General features: G+C 63.4%; 24 protein-coding genes. 19 read left to right on the forward strand and 5 right to left on the reverse strand.

Features of this window, described 5'->3' with window-relative positions; translation table 11 throughout:
• Positions 1-67 precede the first annotated feature (67 nt).
• Positions 68-949 carry a tRNA (adenosine(37)-N6)-dimethylallyltransferase MiaA gene (gene miaA / locus RBB32_RS16855; RefSeq protein WP_306154378.1) on the reverse strand — a complete coding sequence of 294 codons (882 nt, stop codon included), beginning with the start codon at positions 947-949 and terminating at the stop codon, positions 68-70.
• A 193-nt stretch (positions 950-1142) separates the two neighbouring features.
• Here miaA and pyrH point away from each other — a divergent pair, with 193 nt between their 5' ends.
• The 13 genes from pyrH (at position 1143) to lpxB (ending at position 13164) form a co-directional block, all read left to right on the forward strand.
• The gene (gene pyrH / locus RBB32_RS16860; RefSeq protein WP_306154379.1) at positions 1143-1874 is read left to right on the forward strand and encodes a UMP kinase; all 732 of its coding nucleotides are present in this window, start codon (positions 1143-1145) and stop codon (positions 1872-1874) included.
• Between the two features lie 48 nt (positions 1875-1922).
• Positions 1923-2486: a ribosome recycling factor gene (frr, locus tag RBB32_RS16865; protein ID WP_306154380.1), complete on the forward strand. Its 564-nt coding sequence runs from the start codon at positions 1923-1925 to the stop codon at positions 2484-2486.
• 20 nt (positions 2487-2506) lie between these two features.
• A complete protein-coding gene (locus tag RBB32_RS16870) occupies positions 2507-3232 on the forward strand; it encodes an isoprenyl transferase (RefSeq protein WP_306154381.1) in 726 nt (241 codons plus the stop codon).
• Positions 3229-4008 (forward strand): phosphatidate cytidylyltransferase, encoded by a 780-nt coding sequence (locus tag RBB32_RS16875; protein ID WP_306154382.1) that lies wholly within the window; start codon positions 3229-3231, stop codon positions 4006-4008. The genes RBB32_RS16870 and RBB32_RS16875 overlap by 4 nt, the downstream gene beginning before the upstream one ends.
• Complete coding sequence (dxr, locus tag RBB32_RS16880; protein WP_306154383.1) at positions 4005-5177, forward strand: 1-deoxy-D-xylulose-5-phosphate reductoisomerase; 1173 nt, start codon at positions 4005-4007, stop codon at positions 5175-5177. Before RBB32_RS16875 ends, dxr begins: the two co-directional genes overlap by 4 nt.
• A gap of 19 nt (positions 5178-5196) precedes the next feature.
• A complete protein-coding gene (gene rseP, locus RBB32_RS16885) occupies positions 5197-6540 on the forward strand; it encodes an RIP metalloprotease RseP (RefSeq protein ID WP_306154384.1) in 1344 nt (447 codons plus the stop codon).
• Between the two features lie 97 nt (positions 6541-6637).
• Positions 6638-6763 (forward strand): hypothetical protein, encoded by a 126-nt coding sequence (locus tag RBB32_RS16890; protein ID WP_306154385.1) that lies wholly within the window; start codon positions 6638-6640, stop codon positions 6761-6763.
• A 125-nt stretch (positions 6764-6888) separates the two neighbouring features.
• Positions 6889-9225, forward strand: coding sequence for an outer membrane protein assembly factor BamA (gene bamA / locus RBB32_RS16895; protein ID WP_371931079.1), 2337 nt, complete (start codon positions 6889-6891; stop codon positions 9223-9225).
• A gap of 1 nt (position 9226) precedes the next feature.
• Positions 9227-9865 (forward strand): OmpH family outer membrane protein, encoded by a 639-nt coding sequence (locus RBB32_RS16900; RefSeq protein WP_306154386.1) that lies wholly within the window; start codon positions 9227-9229, stop codon positions 9863-9865.
• A 70-nt stretch (positions 9866-9935) separates the two neighbouring features.
• Complete coding sequence (fabZ, locus tag RBB32_RS16905) at positions 9936-10400, forward strand: 3-hydroxyacyl-ACP dehydratase FabZ (RefSeq protein ID WP_306154387.1); 465 nt, start codon at positions 9936-9938, stop codon at positions 10398-10400.
• Positions 10401-10405: 5 nt separating this feature from the next.
• The gene (gene lpxA / locus RBB32_RS16910; RefSeq protein WP_306154388.1) at positions 10406-11212 is read left to right on the forward strand and encodes an acyl-ACP--UDP-N-acetylglucosamine O-acyltransferase; all 807 of its coding nucleotides are present in this window, start codon (positions 10406-10408) and stop codon (positions 11210-11212) included.
• 3 nt (positions 11213-11215) lie between these two features.
• Complete coding sequence (locus RBB32_RS16915) at positions 11216-12019, forward strand: LpxI family protein (protein ID WP_306154389.1); 804 nt, start codon at positions 11216-11218, stop codon at positions 12017-12019.
• Positions 12019-13164, forward strand: coding sequence for a lipid-A-disaccharide synthase (gene lpxB, locus RBB32_RS16920; protein ID WP_306154390.1), 1146 nt, complete (start codon positions 12019-12021; stop codon positions 13162-13164). Before RBB32_RS16915 ends, lpxB begins: the two co-directional genes overlap by 1 nt.
• 14 nt (positions 13165-13178) lie before the next feature.
• Here lpxB and RBB32_RS16925 read toward each other — a convergent pair whose 3' ends face one another.
• Together RBB32_RS16925 and mnmA are read right to left on the reverse strand one after the other, a co-directional pair.
• Positions 13179-14009: a zinc-dependent peptidase gene (locus tag RBB32_RS16925; protein WP_306154391.1), complete on the reverse strand. Its 831-nt coding sequence runs from the start codon at positions 14007-14009 to the stop codon at positions 13179-13181.
• Between the two features lie 4 nt (positions 14010-14013).
• Positions 14014-15153, reverse strand: a complete 1140-nt coding sequence (gene mnmA, locus RBB32_RS16930) for a tRNA 2-thiouridine(34) synthase MnmA (RefSeq protein WP_306154392.1) — start codon at positions 15151-15153, stop codon at positions 14014-14016.
• A gap of 135 nt (positions 15154-15288) precedes the next feature.
• On the opposite strand from mnmA, the gene RBB32_RS16935 reads away from it, so the two are divergent.
• The 5 genes from RBB32_RS16935 (at position 15289) to RBB32_RS16955 (ending at position 21085) form a co-directional block, all read left to right on the forward strand.
• Positions 15289-15558 carry a DUF1153 domain-containing protein gene (locus RBB32_RS16935; RefSeq protein WP_306154393.1) on the forward strand — a complete coding sequence of 90 codons (270 nt, stop codon included), beginning with the start codon at positions 15289-15291 and terminating at the stop codon, positions 15556-15558.
• 116 nt (positions 15559-15674) lie between these two features.
• Positions 15675-16391: a response regulator transcription factor CtrA gene (ctrA, locus tag RBB32_RS16940; RefSeq protein WP_306154394.1), complete on the forward strand. Its 717-nt coding sequence runs from the start codon at positions 15675-15677 to the stop codon at positions 16389-16391.
• A 225-nt stretch (positions 16392-16616) separates the two neighbouring features.
• Positions 16617-18740 (forward strand): NAD-dependent DNA ligase LigA, encoded by a 2124-nt coding sequence (gene ligA / locus RBB32_RS16945; protein WP_306154395.1) that lies wholly within the window; start codon positions 16617-16619, stop codon positions 18738-18740.
• A complete protein-coding gene (recG, locus tag RBB32_RS16950; RefSeq protein ID WP_306154396.1) occupies positions 18737-20827 on the forward strand; it encodes an ATP-dependent DNA helicase RecG in 2091 nt (696 codons plus the stop codon). Before ligA ends, recG begins: the two co-directional genes overlap by 4 nt.
• Positions 20828-20962: 135 nt before the next feature.
• Entirely contained in the window at positions 20963-21085 is a 123-nt protein-coding gene (locus RBB32_RS16955) for a hypothetical protein (RefSeq protein WP_306154397.1), read from the forward strand.
• Between the two features lie 258 nt (positions 21086-21343).
• Here the strand turns inward: RBB32_RS16955 and RBB32_RS16960 are convergent, their stop codons facing one another.
• Positions 21344-21799 (reverse strand): iron-sulfur cluster assembly scaffold protein, encoded by a 456-nt coding sequence (locus RBB32_RS16960; RefSeq protein ID WP_306154398.1) that lies wholly within the window; start codon positions 21797-21799, stop codon positions 21344-21346.
• 67 nt (positions 21800-21866) lie between these two features.
• Between RBB32_RS16960 and hisI the strand changes: the two genes are divergently transcribed.
• The gene (hisI, locus tag RBB32_RS16965) at positions 21867-22229 is read left to right on the forward strand and encodes a phosphoribosyl-AMP cyclohydrolase (RefSeq protein ID WP_306154399.1); all 363 of its coding nucleotides are present in this window, start codon (positions 21867-21869) and stop codon (positions 22227-22229) included.
• 39 nt (positions 22230-22268) lie between these two features.
• On the opposite strand, the gene RBB32_RS16970 is transcribed toward hisI, so the two are convergent.
• On the reverse strand, positions 22269-22739 hold a 471-nt coding region (locus RBB32_RS16970), incomplete at its 5' end, for a glutamate--tRNA ligase family protein (RefSeq protein ID WP_306154400.1).

Below are 22739 nucleotides of genomic sequence, written 5' to 3' on the forward strand. Positions count from 1 at the left end.
GATTTGATTGCTTTTCAATAGATTTGGCAGAGAAACACCGCGATGTCAGGATGAAAAATCGGTTTTTCTAAAATTCAGCGGCATTCAGCCGGTGCCAGTTTTTCATGCGCGCGCGAAACCAGGTGCGTTGCCGTTTGGCGAACTGGCGAGTGGCGATGGTGGCCGCCTCGCGTGCATCCTTCAAGGGCATAAGCCCTTGAAGGTGGGCGATTAATTCCGGCGCGCCAATGGCTTTGGATGACAGCAACGTGGGGTCCCAACGATCAAGGTTGGCCCGCGCCTCGTCCAGCGCGCCCATGTCGAGCATCTGGTCGAAACGACGTTCGATGCGAGGCGTTAACCAATCCTTGTCGGCCTCGACCACGATGGCGGTACAGTTGGACAGTGGCAAAAGCGGGGGTGGGGTGGTGTCTTGCCAGTGGGCAAGGCCCCTGCCGGTGGTTTGCAGCACCTCCCATGCGCGTTGCACGCGCATTGGGTTTTGCCGGTCGATGCGGTGAAACGTGGCCTCGTCAATTTCCGATAAAAGCGCATCAACCCCTTGTTCCAAAACGATTTTATTTGCCGTTTCGCGCACTTCCGGGGGCGTGGCGGGGATGTCGGCCAGACCTTCCGTCAGGGCGGTGAAATACAATCCTGTGCCGCCGGTGATGATGGGGCGGGGGCCGGTTTCGAGGCGTGGCGCCACCTCGCGCAGCCAGTGGCCGACGGAATAATCGGCGTCGTAAGGCACATGGCCATAAAGCGCATGGGGCGCGGCCGATTCATCCCCGGGCGAAGGGCGGGCCGTCAAAATACGCCAGTTTTCAAAGACTTGTATGGCATCGGCATTAACGATCACGCCGCCCGATTCTTGCGCGATGCGCAGGGCGAGGGCGGATTTGCCCGAGGCCGTGGGCCCGGCAATCAGCACGGGGCGGTCGGCGGGAATGCTTGACAGGTCGATCATGCGCAGCGCCCGGGCATTTCGTACGAGTCGTACGCTGGACCCCCGATTTTCGTACGAAAATCGGGGCTGTCCCGATCGGTTTCGTACGAGTCGTACGATTTGCGCATCTCAAACCCCTTAAGATGATTGAACCTGTCCCGCTTTTCCGACATTTTGCGCGCGATTGCCAGATGGCCCAAACGGAGCGCGCCCCATGTCCGAATCCCACACCCCGCAAACCACCTTCAAACGAGTTCTGCTGAAAATCTCGGGCGAAGCCTTGATGGGGGACCAGGGGTACGGGCTGCATCCGCCGACGGTGGAACGGATCGCGCGCGAGGTGCAGACGGTGCACGCGATGGGCGTCGAGATCTGCATGGTCATCGGCGGCGGCAATATTTTCCGTGGGCTGGCTGGCAGCGCGCAGGGGATGGAACGCACCACCGCCGATTACATGGGGATGCTGGCGACGGTGATGAATGCCCTGGCCATGCAAAGCGCGCTTGAGGGCCTTGGCGTGTTCACCCGGGTGATCAGCGCCATTCGCATGGACGAGGTGGCCGAGCCTTACATTCGCCGCCGCGCGGTGCGCCACCTTGAGAAAAAGCGCGTTTGCATTTTCGCCGCCGGCACCGGCAACCCCTATTTCACCACCGATACCGCTGCCACCCTGCGGGCCAACGAGATGAACTGTGAAGCGATCTTGAAGGGCACCAAGGTGGACGGGGTCTATGACAAGGACCCGGTGAAGCACGACGACGCCAAACGGTTCGATACCGTGACCTATGACGAGGTTCTGGCCCAACACCTGAACGTCATGGATGCCAGCGCCATCGCGCTTGCCCGCGACAACAGCCTGCCGATTATCGTCTTCAGTCTGGACGAGCCGGGCGGCTTCAAGGGCATTCTGGCGGGCGAGGGCACCTATACAAAGGTGCACAGCTAAGGCTAAACAGGACCAAAGACGCAATTCCCGCAAGAAGGACAGAGTAATATGTCGGACGAATTCATCCTTGATACAGACGATCTGGAACGTCGGATGGAGGGGGCGATGGCCTCGCTTCGGACGGAATTCGCGTCGTTGCGGACCGGACGGGCCAGTGCCTCGATGCTGGAACCTGTGCAGGTCGAGGCCTATGGCCAGATGACGCCGATCAACCAGGTCGGCACGGTCAACGTGCCCGAGCCGCGCATGGTGACGGTGAATGTCTGGGACAAAAGCCTTGTGAACAAGGTGGAAAAGGCCATTCGCGAAAGCGGCCTTGGTATCAATCCGCAGATGAACGGCACCATCATCATGCTGCCGATCCCCGAGTTGAACGAAGAGCGCCGCCGCGAACTGGGCAAGGTGGCGGGCCAATATGCCGAAAGCGCGCGGGTTTCGATCCGCAATATTCGCCGCGACGGCATGGACCAGATCAAGAAGGCCAAGGCCGACGGCATGTCGGAAGACGACCAGAAATTCTGGGAATCGGCGGTGCAGGAACTCACCGACAAGCATATTGCCTTGGTCGACGAGGCGCTTGAGCACAAGCAAGCCGAGATCATGCAGGTCTGAGACAAGCGGGGGCCGCCGACATGGCACAGAAAAAGGCCGATATGGGCGGCCCGCGCCATGTGGCGATCATCATGGACGGGAATGGCCGCTGGGCGCAGTCGCGCGGGCGGCCCCGTCTTTTCGGCCACCACGCGGGCGCGCGCCGGGTGCGCGAGATTGTCAGTGCCTGCCCCGATCTTGGGGTGAAGTACCTGACGATTTTTGCCTTCTCGACGGAAAACTGGAAACGCACCCAGACCGAGGTTGCCGGGCTGATGAGCCTGTTTCGCCGCTATATCATGAAGGAAATGCAGGAGTTCGTGCGCGAAAACGTGCGGGTGCGGTTTATCGGTGACCGGCCGCGTCTTGATGCCAAGCTGCGCGGGCTGATGGACGAGGCCGAGGCGATGACCGCGCATTGCGACGGCACGAACCTGACCATTGCGCTTAATTACGGGGGCCGGGACGAGGTGGCACGGGCCACCAAGCGCCTGGCGCAGGATGTGGCCGATGGCAATCTTGACCCGGCGGATGTGGACGAGGAAACGCTGCCCAAGTACCTGGATACCCGCGTGGTGCCGGACCCGGACCTGGTTATTCGCACAAGCGGCGAAGCGCGGATTTCCAATTTCCTGCTGTGGCAATCGGCCTATGCGGAATACGAATTCATCGACACCCTGTGGCCGGATTTCACCCCGGAGATTTTTGCCGATCTCCTGAAGGGTTATGGCGCGCGCGATCGCCGGTTCGGTGGGGTGACGGCATGAGCGGTGCGGGACAGTGGGGGGATTTGGCCCCCCGCCTGATGTCCGGCGTGGTGATGGCCGTGGCGGGCGGCCTGTTGGTTTGGGGGGGCGGTTGGCCCCTTGCCATCGCGATCAGCGCCTTGGGCGGTTTGATGATCTGGGAGGCCGCGCGCATGTTCGGTGCGCCGCGGGCCGCTGGCATGGGGTGCATGGGCGCGGCGGCGGTCTTTGGGGCCTTGGTGGTGCCCGGTATACTGGTTTTGCCAATCCTTTTGGCGGCGGCGATTGCCACGGCGGGCGATATTGCCCGTGAGAGGGCGATTTACGCCGCATTGGCGGTTTGGGCGCTGGTTGGCTGTTACGCGGTGGCGATGCTGCGGGCCGAGGCCGGGCTTGGCTGGATCGTCTGGCTGGTGCTGGTGGTCGTGGTGTCGGACGTGGCGGGGTATTTCGCCGGGCGCAAACTGGGCGGTCCGAAGTTCTGGCCGAAGGTGAGCCCGAAAAAGACGTGGTCGGGGACGATTGCGGGCTGGATCGGGGCCGCCGTGGTGGGCGCGGTGATGGCCGGGCCGCTGGGTGCGGGCGCGGGGTTGATCGTGATCTCGGTGCTGGTCAGCCTTGCCGGGCAGATGGGCGATATCGCCGAAAGCGCGGTGAAGCGCCGGGTCGGGGTCAAGGACAGTTCCGAGCTGATCCCCGGCCATGGCGGGGTGCTTGACCGGTTCGACGCCATGCTGGGGGCCGGGGTTCTGGTGTTCGTGCTGATGCAACTGGGCCTGATGCCGGGGGTGGCATGAAGCGGGTCAGTATCCTGGGGGCCACCGGCTCAATCGGGCAAAGCACCATTGACTTGATCCGCCGCACCCCCGAGCGGTTTGACGTTGTGGCCCTGACCGGGGGGCGCAAGATCGACCGATTGGCCAAGGATGCGATCGAGCTGGGCGCCGAGGTGGCGGTGACGGCGCATGACGATTTGCTGATCTCGCTGCGCGAGGCGCTGAAGGGCAGCGGTGTCGAGGCGGCGGCGGGCGAGGCGGCCTTGGTCGAGGCGGCGGCGCGGCCGGCGCATTGGGTGATGTCCGCGATTGTCGGGGCCGCGGGGTTGCCCCCCGGTTTGGCCGCGCTTGAGCAGGGTGCGACACTGGCCCTGGCGAACAAGGAATCGCTGGTCACGGCGGGGCCGTTGTTGATGCGCAGCGCCCGGTTGAACGCGGCGCGGATCATCCCGGTGGACAGCGAACATTCGGCGATTTTCCAGGCCCTGGTGGGCGAGGATCTGGCATCGGTGACGCGTTGCATCATTACCGCCAGTGGCGGGGCCTTTCGCGATTGGCCGTTGCCGGACCTGGCCGGTGCCACGCCCGAGCAGGCAGCGACGCATCCCAACTGGGACATGGGCCAGCGGATCACCATCGATTCCGCGTCGATGTTCAACAAGGCCTTGGAAGTCATTGAAGCGCGGGAGTTTTTCGGCTTTCGGCCAGAGCAGATCGAGGTGGTGATTCACCCTGAATCCATGGTGCATGCGCTGGTGGGCTTTTGCGACGGGGGCTTGATGGCGCATGTCGGGCCGCCGGATATGCGGCATGCCATCGGCTATGCCCTGAACTGGCCGCAGCGGTTGGATTTGCCGGTGGAGGCCCTGGATTTGACGGCGCTGGGGCGGTTGACCTTCCGGGCGCCGGACATGGCGCGGTACCCCGCGCTGCGGCTGGCGCGCGAGGTGATGGCGCAGCGCGGTTTGGCGGGGGCGGTGTTCAACGCCGCCAAGGAACGCGCGATGGATCATTTCATCGCCAAGCGCCTGCCGTTCATGGGCATGGCCGAGGTCGTTGAAGAGGTTCTTGCCCGCATAGAGGCCGAGAATGGCCTTATTGATGCCGAGATCACGCTTGAAACCGTGGGGCAGGCGGACCATCTGGCACGGATGGCCGCCGATAAAGTCGTGCAGGACAAATATAGCTAAACGAGGGAGGCACAGGGCCTTGGAATTCGCACTTATGCTGCCGCAGTTCGGCAATGTTGCCATGGCCGTTCTGGCCTTCGTCGTGGCGTTGTCGGTGATTGTCGCGGTGCATGAATACGGCCATTACATCGTGGGCCGGTGGTGCGGGATCAAGGCGGATGTGTTTTCGCTGGGCTTCGGGCCGGTCCTGTTTGCGCGCGACGACAAGCATGGCACGAAATGGCAGATCGCGGCCCTGCCGCTTGGCGGTTACGTCAAGTTCAGGGGCGATGGCGATGCGGCCAGCGCCACCGAAAGCGACGAGATCAGGGAAATGACCCCCGAGGAGCGGCGCGAGACCATGGCGGGCGCCCCGCTTTGGGCGCGGGCGGCGACGGTGGTTGCCGGGCCGGTGTTCAATTTCATCCTGTCGATTGCCATTTTCGGCGCGGTGATGATGAGCCAGGGCAAGGTGGCCGAGCCTTTGGCGGTGGGCGAGATTCACCCCCTGCCGCAGGCCGGGTTCGGCTTGCAAACGGGCGATGAACTGCTTGGCATCGCCGGGCAGGACGTGCCGGACACGGGGGAACCGGGGGCTTTCGGCGATTTCGTCGATGCGCTTCCCGTGGCGCCGGTGCTGGACTACCGGGTGCGCCGCGATGGCCGCGAGATCACCGTTGACGGGCCCTATCCGCAGCCGACGCGGATCATGCAGCTTGCCCCGCAATCGGCGGCCTTCGAAAGCGGGCTGAAGCCGGGTGACGTGATCGTGGGCATCGAGGGCAAGGACATCATCGCCTTTGAGCAGCTCAAGCAGGTGGTCGAATCATCGAACGGGCGGCCCCTTGCGCTTGAGGTTTGGCGCGATGGTGAGGTTCTGCCCTTTGAACTGGCCCCGCGCCGGGTGGATGAGCCGAAGCCCGAGGGCGGCTTTCGCACCGAGTGGCGGATCGGCATTGCCGGGGGCATGGCCTTTGATTTCGCAACCGCGCCCATGGGGCCGGGCGAGGCGCTTTGGGGGGGCATTGCCCAGACCTGGGGTGTCATGGCCAATTCGGTCAGCGGGCTTTACCACATGGTGATCGGGGCGATCAGCACCTGCAACATGTCCGGGCCTATCGGGATCGCCGAGGTGTCGGGCGCGATGGCCAGCCAGGGCGCGAGCAGCTTTATCTGGTTCATCGCGGTGCTGTCGGCGGCCATCGGGTTTTTGAACCTGTTCCCGATTCCGGTTCTGGATGGTGGGCACCTGGTGTTTTACGCCTTCGAGGCGGTGGCCGGCAAACCCCCCAGCGACGCGGCCCTGCGCATTCTCATGGCGATCGGTCTGGCGCTGATCCTGTCACTGATGAGTTTCGCATTGATCACCGATATCCTGTGCTGAAGGCGGAGCCTGCCTTAATCTTGTCATGATCCGGGTCTGATTTCCGCCACAGTGGTCGAGCACCCTGTCGGGTGACGAACTGTAACGGAGATTGGTCGTGCAACATATCGTTCAAGGTTACCGCGGCGTCAGCCTTTTGGTGGACCTGAATTGGGATCGCCTGCTGTATCTGGCCACGATCTTTGCGGCCCTGATGGCAGGGGCCTTCATCGGATCGTTGTAAGACGTGCCTGTCGTGGCCCTGAGCGTATACGTGCCGGGGCCTTTCTGCGCTGAATGGCGTTTTGACAAGCCCGCCATTCCCGGTTAGTCACATTTCCAACTGGGATGTCTGACTGGAATTGTTCGATGCAAGATTTCGAAGCGAACCGGGCGTTGCCCTTGATGGTGGCCAAACAGGTCATTGGGGCGTTGCGTTTGGGCCTTGTCGCCATGGTGGCGTTTGTCGTGATGGGGCTTTCGGCCCCGGCAGAGGCGCAGAATTATCGGTTCAACTCTGTCAGTATCGAAGGCAACCAGCGGGTCGATGGGGCGACGATCCTGAATTATGCGGGAATCGCCCGGGGCGAGGCTGTCTCGGCGGCCGAGCTGAACGATGCCTATCAACGGATTCTGGGCAGCGGCCTGTTCGAGACTGTAGCGATCGAGCCGCAGGGCAGCCGCCTTGTTATCAAGGTCGAGGAATACCCGACGATCAACCGGATTTCCTTTGAGGGCAACAGTCGGCTGAAGGACGAGGACCTTGAAGGCTTCATCGAAAGCCGGTCGCGCCAGGTGTTCAGCCCGACCAAGGCCGAGCGCGATGCCGCGACCTTGACCGAGGCCTACGAACAGAACGGTCGCATCGCGGCGCGCATCACCCCCAAGGTCATTCGCCGCAGCGACAACCGTGTCGACCTGGTTTTCGAGATTTTCGAGGGCGGCAAGATCGAGGTGCAGCGTATCGGGTTTGTCGGCAACAGGGCCTATTCGGACCGGCGTTTGCGCCGGGTCATCGATTCCAAGCAGGCGGGTCTTTTGCGGGCGATCATCGAGCGCGATACATTTGTCGAGGATCGTTTGCAGTTCGACCGTCAGATACTGACCGATTTTTACCAGTCGCGCGGCTATGTCGATTTCCGGGTGACCAGTGTGAACGCCGAACTGGCGCGCGAGCGGGACGCCTATTTCGTGACCTTCAACGTGCAGGAGGGGCAGCAGTTCCGCTTTGGTGAGATCACCACGGTCAGCGATTTGCCGAATGTCGACCCGGCGGATTACCAGGATGTGCTGAAGGTTCGGCCCGGTGTGGTCTATTCGCCGACTCTGGTTGAAAACTCGGTCGCGCGGATGGAGCGGCTTGGCATCAAGCAGGGGGTTGATTTCCTGCGGGTCGAGCCGCGGATCACGCGCAACGACCGTGACCTGACGCTGGACGTGGAGTTCGCGTTGGTGCGTGGGCCGCGCGTCTTTGTCGAACGCATCGACATCGAGGGCAATACCACGACGCTGGACCGGGTGATCCGGCGGCAGTTCGACGTGGTCGAGGGCGATCCTTTCAACCCGCGCCAGATCCGGGAGGCGGCAGAGCGTATTCGTGCCCTTCGGTATTTCGAGAACGCCGATGTGAACGCGCGCGAGGGATCGCGCCCCGACCAGGTGGTCGTGGACGTGGACGTGGAAGAAACCACCACCGGGACGCTGTCCTTTGGCGGTAGCTATTCGACCGACTCGGGCTTTGGTATCCTGCTTGGCTTCAGCGAACGAAACTTCATGGGCCGCGGGCAGGAGTTGACGGCGCAGATGTCTTTCGGCGGGGATACGGCGAACTACGTGGTCGACTTTACCGAGCCGGCCTTTTTGGGCCGCGACGTGGAGTTCGGTTTGCGGACCTCGTACCAGGAAACCGACACCAACAACACCAACCTGTACGACACGGTCTATGGGGATTTCCGGCCCAGCCTGACCTTCCCGGTCAGTGAAAACGGGCGTTTGGGGCTGTATTACAACCTCGTTTATGGCGAGATGGACGATTATATCGGGGCCTTCCCGAACGGTATTCTGGCGAATGAGACCAATATCGGCGGGCGGTTTTCCAGTGCCCTGGGCTATGAATACACCTATGACACGCGCCGCACCGGGTTGAACCCGAATGCCGGGGTTCTTTTTTCCTTTGGCCAGGAATTCGCGGGATTGGGCGGTGACGTGGAATTCATCCGGACCAGTGGCCGTATCCTTGGGCAGACCAAGGTGCTGAACGAGGAGGTCACCCTGCGGGCATCGCTTGAGGGCGGCGCGTTGGAATACAGCGGCGGCAAGAGCAGCCGTTCGATCGACCGGTACAACAACAAGATCATGCGCGGCTTTGAGCCGGGCGGTATCGGGCCGAAGGAAGGCAACGAGTTCCTTGGCGGGAATTACTATGCCGTTGCCAAGTTCGAGGCGGAATTCCCGCTGGGCCTTCCGGAGGAATACGGGATTTCCGGCGGGGCCTTCTATGATATCGGCTCGATCTGGGACGTGGATTCCTCGAACGCGGTTGGCGCGATGTCGTCCACCGGGTTCAACGACCGCCATTCTGTCGGGGTTTCGCTGTTCTGGGAATCGCCCTTCGGGCCGCTGCGCATGAACTTTGCGCATGCAATCAAGAAAGAGCCGGGCGACCGTGACCAGTTCTTCGACCTGACGGTCAGAACGGAATTTTAAGGTGCACCTGCTGCGGCGCATTCTTGTCGCGGGGGGATTGGCCGGGGCGCTTGGCGTGGCCCCGGCGTCTGCCGTTCTGGCGCAGGACGTGGGCGTTGTGCAAAGCGAGATCCTTGTGCTGGACCCCGAGCGCCTGTTCGCCGAGACCCGGTTGGGCCAGCGGATGAACGAGGACTACCAGGCCGCGCGCGAAGCCCTGAGCAAACGAAACCGGCAGCTTGAAAGCGAGTTGGAGGCCGAGGAGCAGGCCCTGACCGAGCAACGCGAAACCCTGTCGCCCACGGAATTTCGCGAGCTGGCCGATCAGTTCGACACCAAGGTTCAGCGCATCCGCCGCGAGAGCGACCAGGCGGTACGCAATCTGGAGCGCCGTCGGGAAATGGCCCCCGTGCAATTCATGCGGATGGTGGAGCCGGTTTTGGTCGGGCTGTTGGAAGAAACCGGGGGCACGGTGATCATGGATGCCCGCAGCGTGCTTTTGCGGGCGGACGCGGTGGATATCACCGATCTGGCCGCGGCCCGCATCGACGCGGAAATCGGCGCCGGACCGGAGGCCGCGCAAGAGAATGCGCCCGCGCCAGCGCCCGCCCCTGAAGCCCCGCAAGCCCCGGACGAGCCCGGCGCGGCATCTGAGGACTGAGCCTGCGTCTTGCCCAATCAGGGGGCAGTTGCTAGGGAGATGCAACGGGACAGTTTTGAAAGGATACCCCATGAGCGAACCGTTGCAGTCTGCGGATATTCACAGAATCCAGCGGTTGATCCCGCATCGGTATCCTTTCCTGCTGGTCGACAAGGTGGTCGACATAGACGGCACCCAATCGGCCCGTGGCATCAAGAATGTCACCATGAACGAGCCGCATTTCCAGGGGCATTTCCCCTCCAAGCCGATCATGCCCGGTGTCACCATCGTCGAAGCCATGGCGCAGACGGCGGCGGTGATGGTGGGCGCGGCCCTTGGCATGGAAGACCGCGACTTGCTGGTCTATTTCATGGCCATTGAAAAATGCAAGTTCCGCCGCATGGTGGTGCCCGGCGACGTTCTGGAGATGAAGGTCACCACCACGCGCGGCAAGCCCGGCGGCAAGGTCTGGCGCTTTTCCGGCGTTGCCGAGGTCGAGGGCGAGATGGCCTGTGAGGCCGAATTTACCGCGATGATGGATTTGCCCAAGGAGTGACCCGCATGGCCGACGAGCGTGGCGAGACATTTATTCACCCCTCGGCGATTGTCGAGGAGGGGGCGCAGATCGGGCAGGGCTGTCGGATCGGCCCGTTTTGCCATGTCGGGCCGGAGGTGCGGCTTGGCGATGGGGTGGAGTTGAAAAGCCACGTCGTGGTGAGTGGCGACACCGTGCTGGGCGAGGATTGCATGGTGTTTCCTTTCGCCTGCATCGGTGAAATTCCCCAGGACCTGAAGTTCAAGGGCGAGAAGACCCGCCTTGAGATCGGTGCGCGCAACCGTATCCGCGAGCATGTGACGATGAACGCGGGCACCGAGGGCGGTGGCGGCGTGACGCGCGTGGGCGAAGACGGGCTGTTCATGGCCGGTTGTCACGTGGCGCATGACGTGCAGTTGGGCGACCGGGTGATCGTGGTGAACAACGCCGCCCTTGCCGGGCATTGCGTGGTCGAGGATGACGTGATCATTGGCGGCCTTTCGGGGGTGCATCAATGGGTGCGCATCGGGCAGGGCGCGATCATCGGGGCCGTGACCATGGTGACCAATGACGTGATTCCCTATGGCCTTGTGCAGGCCCCGCGCGGCGAATTGGACGGTTTGAACCTTGTCGGGCTAAAGCGCCGTGGCGTGGCCCGGTCGGATATCACCGCGCTTCGCGCCGCTTTCCAGATGTTGGCGCAGGGCGAGGGCGCGTTTCAGGATCGTGCCCGTCGTCTGGGCGAAGAGACCGAAAGCGCCTACGTGCGCCAGATCGTGGATTTCGTGACCAGCGCGAGCGACCGGTCGTTCCTGACGCCGGGGGCGATGTAGGCCTTGGCCGGGCGGCTTGGAATTTTGGCCTGTGGCGGTGCGTTGCCGGTGCGGATTGCCGAGGCGCAGCCAGAGGCGATGCGCCTGGCGCTGGAAGGTATCCCGACCCGGGTGGAGGGTGTCGAGGCGCATCGGATTGAACGGCTTGGAGGGTTGTTCGAGGCGATGCGCGAAGGCGGTGTGACCCAAGTGGTTTTCGCCGGGGGGCTGGCGCGCCCGCCCTTGGACCCCGGCCAGTTGGACCCCGTCATGATGAAAGCCGCCCCGCGCCTTATGGGCGCGTTGCAAGGCGGCGACGACGCGCTTTTGCGCGCGGTGATCGAACTGTTCGAAGAACAGGGTTTCGAGGTGGTCGGCGCGCATGAGGTGCTGCCCGATCTGGTGGCCAAGGCGGGGCATCTGGCCGGGCCGGAGCCATCGGCGCAGGAGTTGCGCGATACCGAGCGCGGTTTTGACATCCTGTCGGCCCTGTCGCCGGTGGACGTGGGGCAGGGCTGTGCCGTGGCGGGGGGATTGTGCCTTGGCGTTGAAACCCTGCAAGGCACCGATGCGATTTTGCGGTTCGTGGGGGAGACGCCCGGGGCCCTGCGCCGGGGGCAAAAGGGCGTTTACGTGAAAGCCGCCAAGCGGGGACAGGATTTGCGGGTGGATATGCCCGCCGTCGGCCCGGCGACGATCGACGCGGTGGCGGCGGCCGGGTTGGCCGGGCTGGTCATCGAGGCGGGGCGCGTCATGGTGCTTGAGCGGGCCGAGACCTTGGCCAAGGCCGAGGCATTGGGCGTGTTTCTGACCGCGCGGGACGCGTGATGCGGGTTTTCATCATTGCCGGCGAGGCCTCGGGCGACCGCTTGGGCGCGGCGCTTATGGCCGGGCTGAAACAGCTTGAAAGCGTTGAGTTCCAGGGCGTCGGCGGGCCGTTGATGGAGGCCGAGGGGCTATCCTCGCAATTCCCGATGGAGGAATTGAGCGTCATGGGCATTGTCGAGGTGCTGCCCAAGTATTTCCACCTCAAGCGCCGTATTCGCGAGGTGGCCGAGGCCATTCTGGACGCGAAACCGGATGTGGTGATCAGCATCGACAGCCCGGATTTCTGCCTGCGGGTGGCCAGGATCGTGAAGGCGCATAGCGATATTCGCACGGTGCACTACGTGGCGCCCTCGGTCTGGGCGTGGCGCGAGGGGCGGGCGGCGAAGATGGCACGGGTGATCGACCATGTGTTGGCGCTTTTGCCGTTTGAGCCGCCTTTGATGGAAGCCGCCGGGATGGAGTGCGATTTCGTGGGCCACCCGGTGGTGAGCGAGCCGCAGGCCAGTGACGCGGAGGTGGCGGCGTTCCGGGAGGAGGCGGGTCTTGGCGATGCGCCGGTTCTGATGGTCTTGCCCGGCTCGCGCCGGGGCGAGGTGGCGCGGCTGGGGCCGATTTTCGGGGACACCCTGCGCGAGGTTTGCGCGGCGCGGCCGGACTTGCGGGTGGTCGTTCCGACCACGGCGTCGCGGGCCGAGGAGGTGCGCGCCTTGCTGGCCGATTGGCCGGGCGCGCCGGTTGTGCTGGCCCCCGAGGGGGAGGCCGAGGCCGACAAGGCGCGCAAGGCGGCGGCGTTTGGCGCGGCGGATTATGCGCTGGCGGCGTCGGGGACGGTGTCGCTTGAACTGGCGGCGGCGGATGTGCCGATGGTGATTGCCTATGACGCGGCGTGGCTGAGCCGCCAGATCATCGCGTGGATGCTGAAGATCGACACGCTGACCTTGGTGAATCTGGTCAGTGAAACCCGCGCGGTGCCGGAATTTAACGGCAAGGATTGCCGGGCGGGCCTGATCGCGCCCGGTGTGCTGCGGATGATGGAGAGCCCCGGCGCACAACGCGAGGCGATGCGGCTGACCATGGAGCGACTGGGCCGCGGTGGTGAAGCGCCCGGTTTGCGGGCAGCACGGGCGGTGTTGAAGCGCTTGTGACGCGAGGCCCCGGGTCAGGCTCGGGGCGCGGGGGCGGGCCATGTTGCGGGATCGAGCCGGAAATAGGTGGCGAGTTGGTCGTAGACCTGCGGTTCGGCGTGTTTGAGTTTGTCGGGGGTTTCGAAGAAGGCTTCGACGGAGACCGCGAAGAATTCCTCGTGCCCTTCGGCGCCATAGGGATCAATGAGCGTGCGGCGACCGGCCTCGACATTGGCGCGGTGCCGCTCGTAGGCCTCGACAAAGACGCGCGCCCAGTCGGTGAAGCTTTGATCGCCAAGCGCGGGGGCGCCGTCGGTCTGGCCGGACAGATCATCCAGTTGGTGGGCGAATTCGTGGATCACCACGTTGTGGCCGTCGCTGTCGTCACGCGCGCCTTGGTCGCTGTGACGCCATGACAGGATCACCGGGCCGCGCGACCAGCTTTCGCCGGTGCGCACCACCTCGCCTTCGGTGACGACATATCCATCGTGCATCTGCTGGCGGGATTTGAAGGCGCCGGGGTAGACGAGGATGGTGGTCAGGTGGCTGTACCACGCCGGGGAATTGGCGACGAGAAGACAGGCCTGGGCCGCGATGGCGAGGCGCATGTCGCGGGTGACCTCAAGCCCGTTGCAGCCGTGGAATTGCACCTGACCCAAGAAGAGGTTGACCTTGCCCTCAAAGGTGCTGCGCAACTCGGCGGGCAGTTTCCGGGTAAGGGGGACGTGGTCGGCCACGATGGCGCGGTCCGCCTCGGAGAGGGGCGTTGCGAGAAGGGCCGCGCGGGCCTGTTTTTTCTGCAAGCGGCGGTACAAAACCCAGCCCAGGACAAGCAAGGCAAGGGCGAGGCCGAGGTATAACGGCATCGTCCTAGTTGCCGCGCCAGATCCAGCCGCCGCCGAAGATGCGGGAGCTGTCGCTGTCGTAGAAGACGCAGGCTTGACCGGGTGAGACGCCTTCCTCGGGGGTCAAAAGCTCGACCTCGGCCTCGGTGGGCGAAAGGGGGCGGATCACCGCCTCACGCGGGGGGCGGGTGGAGCGGACCTTGACGGCGACGTGCCATTCGTCACGGCTGTCGAAGGGGGCGTCGCCCAGCCAGTTGATCTCGCGCACCGGGACTTTGCGGGTGGCGAGCATGTCTTTGGGGCCGACGACCACGCGGCGGTTGTCGACATCGAGTTTCACCACGTAAAGCGGATTGGACAACCCGCCGATGCCAAGGCCGCGGCGTTGGCCGATGGTGTAGTGGATAACCCCGGTGTGCTCGCCCAGGACGCGGCCATCGGCATGCACGATCTCACCCGGCTCGGCGGCGCCGGGGCGGAGTTTTTCGATCACCGAGGCGTAGTTGCCGTTGGGGACAAAGCAGATGTCCTGACTGTCGGGTTTGTCGGCCACTTGCAGGCCGTACTTGGCGGCCAGTTCGCGGGTGGCATCCTTGGAGGGCAGGTGGCCCAGCGGGAAGCGCAGGAAATCCAACTGCTCGGGCGTGGTGGAAAACAGGAAATAGCTTTGATCGCGGTTGGCATCCGCCGCGCTGTGCAGTTCGGCGCCATTTGCCCCCATCATCCGTTGGATATAGTGGCCGGTGGCCATGCAATCGGCATCCAGATCCTTGGCGGTTTCCAGCAAGTCCTTGAACTTCACCCGCTCGTTGCAGCGGATGCAGGGCACAGGGGTGGCCCCGGCAAGGTAGCTATCGGCAAACTCGTCGATCACCGCGTCCTTGAAGATGTTTTCATAGTCGAGGACGTAATGGGGGAATCCCATATCCTCGGCCACGCGGCGGGCATCGTGGATGTCGATCCCGGCGCAGCAGGCGCCTTTCTTGGCCAGTGCCGCGCCGTGATCGTAAAGCTGCAGGGTGACGCCGACCACGTCATAGCCTTCTTCGGCCAGCATGGCGGCCACGACGGAACTGTCGACGCCGCCGGACATTGCGACGACGACGCGCGTGTCGGCCGGGGCCTTGGGCAGGCCGAGGGAGTTTAACGGAGTCTCTAGTGGCATGGCGGGCCATCCTTGTGGGCAGCGGGTTTAAGGCGGAATATATGAAAATCCTAAGCACTCTCAAGGTGCGGTTTCACCCTGTTTTAAGCAGATTGGCAGCAGGGTGAGGGCCAGACCATTATAGAGGTGAGTGCCATGTATCTCAAGAAAGTCGATGGGCCAAGGGCGGTGACGCTTCCGGATGGGAGAGTGATGAGCGCGGCGGACCTGCCGCCGCCCGATACACGCCGTTGGGTGGTGTCGCGCAAACTGGCCGTGGTGCGCGGTGTGGCGCACGGGTTGATCACCGAGGCCGAGGCCCTGGCCCGCTATGGCTTGAGCGAGGAAGAATTTCGTGAATGGGTTCAGGCGGTTATGCAGGATGGCGCCGAGGGTTTGAGGGTGACCGTTGCGCGCAATAAATGAAAACGGGTGGACAACTTTAGGGAGAGTACATAATTTGTTCTACATCGGTAACCTGTGGTTAACCAATGTTGGGCCAAGGTCGGTCAGGAGATAACAACCATAGCGGAGAAACCCTGATGCGTGTGCTGCTGGTCGAAGATGATCCGACAACCTCGAAAAGCATCGAATTGATGCTGACCCATGCCAACCTGAACGTCTATACCACGGACCTTGGGGAGGAAGGGATCGACCTTGCGAAGCTTTACGACTATGACCTGATCCTTCTGGACCTTGGCCTGCCGGACATGCCGGGGCACGAGGTGCTGCGGCAGGTGAGGCTGGCGCGGATCGAAACGCCCATCCTGATCCTGAGCGGGGCCGGTGACACCGAAAGCAAGATCAAGGGCTTTGGTTTCGGGGCCGACGATTACCTGACCAAACCCTTCCATCGCGAGGAGCTGGTGGCGCGGATTCATGCCATTATCCGCCGGTCCAAGGGGCATTCTCAATCTGTCATTCGCACCGGCAGGATCAACGTCAATCTGGATGCCAAGACGGTGGATGTGGAGGGTAAGACCGTGCATTTGACCGGCAAGGAATACCAGATGCTGGAACTGCTTTCGCTGCGCAAGGGCACGACCCTGACCAAGGAGATGTTCCTTAACCATCTTTACGGTGGCATGGATGAGCCGGAGTTGAAGATCATCGACGTCTTTATCTGCAAGCTGCGCAAGAAGCTGGCAGAGGCCACGGGCGGCGACAGCTATATCGAAACGGTTTGGGGGCGGGGCTATGTCCTGCGCGACCCTGAACCCGGTGAGATGGGCGAACAACCCTTGGCCATCGGGGCCTGACACCCTGTTGGTCTTGGCCCGGCCGCGATGTCCTCAGATGTGGCCGGGCCGAATTGCGGGGCGTGCCGCCGGACAGGGCGGCGCGCCCGTTTCGTTTTCCGCATGATCTTTGGCGCGTTTGCTACCTTTGAAATGACGGTGGCCACTGGACGTCAGCGGCGCTGAGGCATAACACTTTGGGCTGTGAAACCCGGGCCGCTGTGGCCTGTTGGACAGGGGGCATGGATGAGCGGCGACGTGGCGGTGGAAAGCCTGAGCGAGGCAGAGGCGAAGGCCGAGTTGGAGCGACTGGCCAAGGAGATCGCCCGCGCGGACCAAGCCTATCACACCGACGACGCGCCCGAGATTTCCGATGCCGCCTATGACGCTCTGAAGGCGCGCAACGCGGCGATCGAGGCGCGTTTCGCGCATCTCAAACGCGCCGACAGCCCCAGCGAAAGCGTGGGCGCGGCCCCGGCGGAGGGCTTTGCCAAGGTCACCCATGCGGTGCGGATGCTGAGCCTTGGAAATGCCTTTGACGATGAGGATATCCGCGATTTCGACGAGCGTATCCGGCGCTATCTGGGCATGGGCGCCGACGCGGCGCTGAATTACACCAGTGAGCCAAAGATTGACGGGTTGAGCCTGTCGTTGCGCTATGAGCAGGGCAAGCTGGTGCAGGCCGCCACGCGGGGCGACGGGGCAGTGGGCGAGAATGTCACCGCCAATGCTCGCACCATCGACGATATTCCAGTGCGCCTTGACGGCGCGCCCGACGTTCTGGAGGTGCGCGGCGAGGTTTACATGAGCCACGCCGATTTCGAGGCGCTGAATGCACGGCAGGCCGAGCGGGGGGGCAAGACCTTTGCCAACCCGCGCAATGCCGCCGCCGGAAGCCTGCGGCAGTTGGATTCGCGGATCACCAAAGAGCGCCCATTGAGGTTTTTCGCCTATGCCTGGGGCGAGGTGAGCGCAGCTTTGGCCGAGACACAGATGGGTGCGATTGAACGGTTGCAGGCGCTGGGCTTTGTCACCAACCCGCTGACCGCGCTGTGCGATGGGCCGGGCGAGATGCTGGCGCATTACGCCGGGATCGAACAGATGCGCAGCGAGCTGGGCTATGACATCGACGGGGTGGTTTACAAGGTGAACGACCTTGCCCTGCAAAAGCGGCTGGGCTTTCGCAGCACGACGCCGCGCTGGGCGATTGCGCATAAGTTTCCCGCCGAACTGGCCTGGACCCGGTTGGAGGGGATCGACATTCAGGTCGGGCGCACCGGCGCGCTGTCCCCGGTGGCGCGGCTGCATCCGGTGACGGTGGGCGGCGTGGTGGTCAGTAACGCCACCCTGCACAACGAGGATTATATTGCGGGACGCGATGCCAAGGGCAACGAGATTCGCGGCGGCAAGGATATTCGCGTGGGCGATTGGGTGCAGGTCTACCGCGCGGGCGACGTGATTCCGAAGGTGGCGGATGTGGACCTGTCGAAGCGGCCCGAGGGGGCCGCGCCCTATGTGTTCCCGCAGGAATGCCCCGAGTGCGGCAGCGATGCGATCCGCGAAGAGGGCGACGCGGTGCGGCGCTGTACCGGGGGGTTGATCTGCCCGGCGCAGGCGGTGGAAAAGCTCAAGCATTTCGTCAGCCGCGCGGCTTTTGACATCGAGGGGCTTGGTTCGAAACAAGTGGAGCAGTTTTACCTTGATGGCTGGATCAAGGAGCCTGCGGATATTTTCACCCTGAAAGAGCGTTACGGGCCGGGGTGCCTGACGCAGTTGAAGAACCGTGAAGGCTGGGGCGAGAAAAGCGCGGAGAAGCTGTTTGATGCGATTGACGCGCGGCGCGAGATCGCGCTGGGACGGGTGATTTTCGCGCTGGGTATCCGCCATGTGGGTGAGCAGGTGAGCAATATGCTGGCCCGGTTCTACGGCACATGGGAAGATTTCATCGCCGCCATGGATGGCGCGGCCGAGATGGCGGGGCCGGAGTGGGAGCGGCTTTTGGGCATTGATGGCGTGGGCGAGGTGTTGGCGCAAAGCCTTGTGACCACTTTTGCCCAAGACCATGAGCGTGAGAGTATTGACCGGCTGGTGGCGCATCTGGAGATCGAGGCGGCAGAGCGGCCCGATACGGATGGCAGCCCCGTGGCGGGCAAGACGGTGGTCTTTACCGGCAGCTTGGAAAAGATGACGCGGGCCGAGGCCAAGGCGCGGGCGGAATCGCTGGGCGCGAAGGTCTCGGGGAGTGTCAGCGCCAAGACCGATTTGGTGGTCGCCGGCCCCGGCGCGGGCAGCAAGGCCAAGAAGGCCGAAGAGCTGGGCGTTGAGATGATCGACGAGGACGGCTGGCTAGAGTTGGTCGGGGATGCATGAGCGGGCGGCCTGAAATCCTGTTCCCGCTTTTTGCGGGGCTTGAAACGCTGGAGGGCGTGGGGCCGAAAAGCGCGCAGAACATGGGTGCGCTGGCGATTGAAAAGCCGCGCGATGTGCTTTTTACGCTGCCCTATTCCGGGGTGGACCGGCGCAAGCGCGAGACCGTGCAGGGCGCCGAAATTCCCGGCGTTGTCACGGTTGAGGTCACGGTGGGCCGCCATACCGCGCCACAGCGGCGCGGCGGGCCTTATCGGGTCTATGTCGAGGATGCGGCGACCGCCTTTCCCTTGGTGTTTTTCCACGCGCGGGACGAGTATTTGCGGCGGATTCTGCCAACCGGATCGCGGCGCGTGGTCTCGGGCAAGGTGGAACTGTTCGACGGGATGGCGCAGATGGTCCACCCCGAGCATATCCTGCCGCCCGAGGAGGCGGGCGATATCCCGGATTTCGAGCCGGTTTATCCGCTGACCGCTGGCGTGACGCAAAAGACCATGATGAAGGCGGCGGGAAGTGCCTTGGCCCGTGTGCCGGACCTGCCCGAATGGATTGACCCGGCGCAGAAGGCGCAGGCCGGTTGGCCCGATTGGGCCGAGGCGGTGCGCGCGGCGCATAGCCCGCAGGATATGGGCGACCTGAGCCCGGCGCATCCGGCGCGCGAGCGGTTGGCCTATGACGAGTTCATGGCGCACCAGATGACGCTGGCGCTTGCGCGGGCCAAGCTGCGCCGGGGCAAGGGCCGGGAAACCCTTGGCACAGGCGAATTGCAGGCCAAGGTGTTGGAAGCCTTGCCCTATGAATTGACCGGCGCGCAGACCCGCGCGATTGCCGAGATTGCCGAGGATATGGCCGAGGCGCGCCGGATGAACCGCCTGCTTCAGGGCGATGTGGGGGCGGGCAAGACGCTTGTGGCACTGAAAGCGCTGCTGATTGCCGTGGAAGCGGGCGGGCAGGGGGTGATGATGGCCCCGACCGAAATTCTGGCGCGACAGCATTTGCAGGGGCTGACCCCCTTGGCCGAGGCGGCGGGGGTTGTCATCGAGATCCTGACCGGGCGCGACAAGGGGGCGGAGCGACGCGCCAAGCTGGAGGCTTTGAAGCGCGGTGATATCCAGATCCTGGTGGGCACTCATGCGGTGTTTCAAAAGGACGTGGAATTTGCCGACCTGCGGTTGGCCATCGTTGATGAACAGCATCGGTTCGGGGTGCGGCAGCGGCTGGAGCTGGGCAAGAAGGGGGCGCAGGCCGATGTTCTGGTGATGACGGCCACGCCCATTCCGCGCAGCCTGTCGCTGGCGCAATATGGCGATATGGATGTCAGTGTGCTGGACGAAAAACCGCCCGGGCGCAAACCGATCAAGACCGCGCTGGTGAACATGGCGCGGATGGACGAGGTGGTGGAACACCTGCGCCGCGCGGTGACCGAGGGGCGGCAGGCCTATTGGGTCTGCCCGCTGGTCGAGGAAAGCGAGGCGGTGGACCTGTCGAGTGCCGTGGATCGCTTCAAACGCCTGCGCGCCGCTTTGGGCGAGGGGGTGGTGGGCCTTGTCCATGGCCAGATGCCCCCCGATGAGAAAGACGCGGCGATGGCGGCGTTTCAAAAGGGGGAAACCAGCGTTCTGGTCTCGACCACGGTGATCGAGGTGGGGGTGGATGTGCCCAATGCCTCGATCATGGTGATCGAACGGGCCGAGCATTTCGGGCTGGCACAGCTGCACCAGTTGCGCGGGCGCGTGGGGCGGGGCGAGGCGGCCTCGACCTGCCTTTTGATGTATCAGGCACCGCTGAGCGAGGGCGGCGAGAAACGCCTGACCACCATGCGCGACACCGAGGACGGGTTTCGCATCGCCGAGGTGGACCTTGAGATGCGCGGTGCGGGCGATCTAATCGGCACAGCGCAATCGGGGCTGCCGCGATTCCGGGTGGCGGATATGGAAAGCCAATCGGCACTGATGGCGGTGGCGCAAACGGATGCCCGGAAACTTCTGGCCGAAGATGCCGATTTGACCGGTGAGCGCGGGCAGGCGGCGCGCGTTCTGCTGTGGTTGATGGAACAGGATCAGGCGATCCGGTTGATTTCGGTGGGATGAATATTTGCCTTGTTTTCAAAGCTTTGATCCGGAAAATCCCTAAAAGTTCACAAATGTTCTAAGAAAGTTCTTGCTTTTTGATCCTTGAGATGAGAACAAAGTAGCAACTTAGGAACACGGAATAAGGAGGCCACCATGCTTCGCCAGATCAAGACAGCCGCCGAAAGCTCCTCTGACACATTGCTCGGGGATTTCATCGGTGCCGCCGCCCTTATGGTGACGCTTGTCGCCGGTCTTTATATCCCCGATGTCCTCTGAGGTTCTGCCTGCGAGGCTTCGCACCTGCCGCTTGCATCCTGTCCCCAACGTTGATGCTTGTGACATAACCTGTCCCACTGTCCCGCCGGGTCTGCCTCATATCCCCGGTTTTGCGGCAGGTTTCACGAAGCCGAGCTTTCCCTGCCGCCGCCGCTGTTTCAGCGTGCGGCGGTTTTTTTATGCGTGCAACATTCATATGTTGTGCTGCCTTCGTTCCAAAGCTGTGAAACAGGTTTCGGGTCGAACGCTTTCGTGGGGTCAGGCGCAGGAATGGGCCGTCTTGGCCTGTTCCAGGGCCTCGACGCTGGCCTCGAGCGTGAGCAGGATCGAGGCATGGCGGTTCTTGTAATCGCGCGCCGGGCGCAGCACTTCTAGGCCGTCGAAGGGCGCGGGCGGCGTGGGGCCGTCGGATTTCAGCATCGCCTTGAGGGCATCGCGGGCCTCGGTCACTTGGTCGAGGGTGCAGCCGATGATCGCCCCGCCCACCACGCTGGCCGCCGCCTGGCCAAGGGCGCAGGCCTTCACCTCGGCGGCGTAATCGGTGATTTTCTCGCCATCGGTGACAAGGTCCACGGTGACGGTCGAGCCGCAAAGCGGCGCGCGGCGTTTGACCGTGGCCTCGGGCGCATCAAGTCGCCCGTGGTGCGGAATATCGGCGGCCAGTTCGAGAATCCGGGCCGAGTAAAGCTTGATCAGGTCGGTTTCGCCGCTCATGGCTTTCCCTTTCGCGTGTCACCCCATAGATAGAGGCCATGACGGCAGATGCAAAAGGTTTTCACCCATGAATTTCGATGCTTCGACACTAAAGTATGACGACAAGGGGCTTATTCCGGTGGTGGCACAGGACCATGACAGCGGTGAGGTTCTCATGGTGGCCTGGATGAATGCCGAGGCCGTGGCGCGCACGCTTGAGACGGGGCGCGTGACCTATTGGAGCCGCTCGCGGCAGGCGTTCTGGGTGAAGGGCGAGACCTCGGGACACACGCAGGAATTGGTGGAAATGCGGGTGGATTGCGACCGCGATTGCCTGTTGGTGTTGATCCGGCAGGTGGGACCGGCGTGCCACACCAACCGGCGCAGTTGTTTCTACATGGCCGTGCGGGATGGCGCGGAAGTTGAGATCATGGCGCCCATGGGGGGGTAGGACAGGGGGCTGTCTGCCCCCTCTTGGCCTGCGGCCAATTCACCCCCGAGGATGTTTTTGAAAAGAAGAAAGCCCCAGCATGTGCCGGATATCGGCGGGGGTTTTGCCCATCGCGCGGTAACTGGCGATGGCGCGGGCGTCGTCGCGTTTGGCAAGGCGGCGGCCCGCATCGTCGCGGATCAGGCGGTGATGGTGGTAGCTGGGCGTTGGCAGGCCCAAAAGGCGTTGCAGCAGCACGTGGATTTGCGTTGCTGTAAACAGGTCCTGGCCGCGGATGACGTGGGTGATGCCTTGGTCGGCGTCGTCGCAAACCACCGAGAGATGGTAGGAGGCCCCCATGCCGGGACGGGCGAGCGCCACGTCGCCGACCGTGGTGACCATGTCCTGCGGGGTGATGGTGCCGGTTTCGCCGTCGGGGCCCTGGCCGGTTTCGGAGAAGGTGAGCGGCGCGTCGATGCGGTTCAGCGCACGGGCCATGTCGAGGCGCAGGGGGCTGTCGGGCATCGGGCC

Source organism: Roseovarius sp. MMSF_3281 (genome assembly GCF_030733685.1).
Classification (GTDB): domain Bacteria; phylum Pseudomonadota; class Alphaproteobacteria; order Rhodobacterales; family Rhodobacteraceae; genus Roseovarius.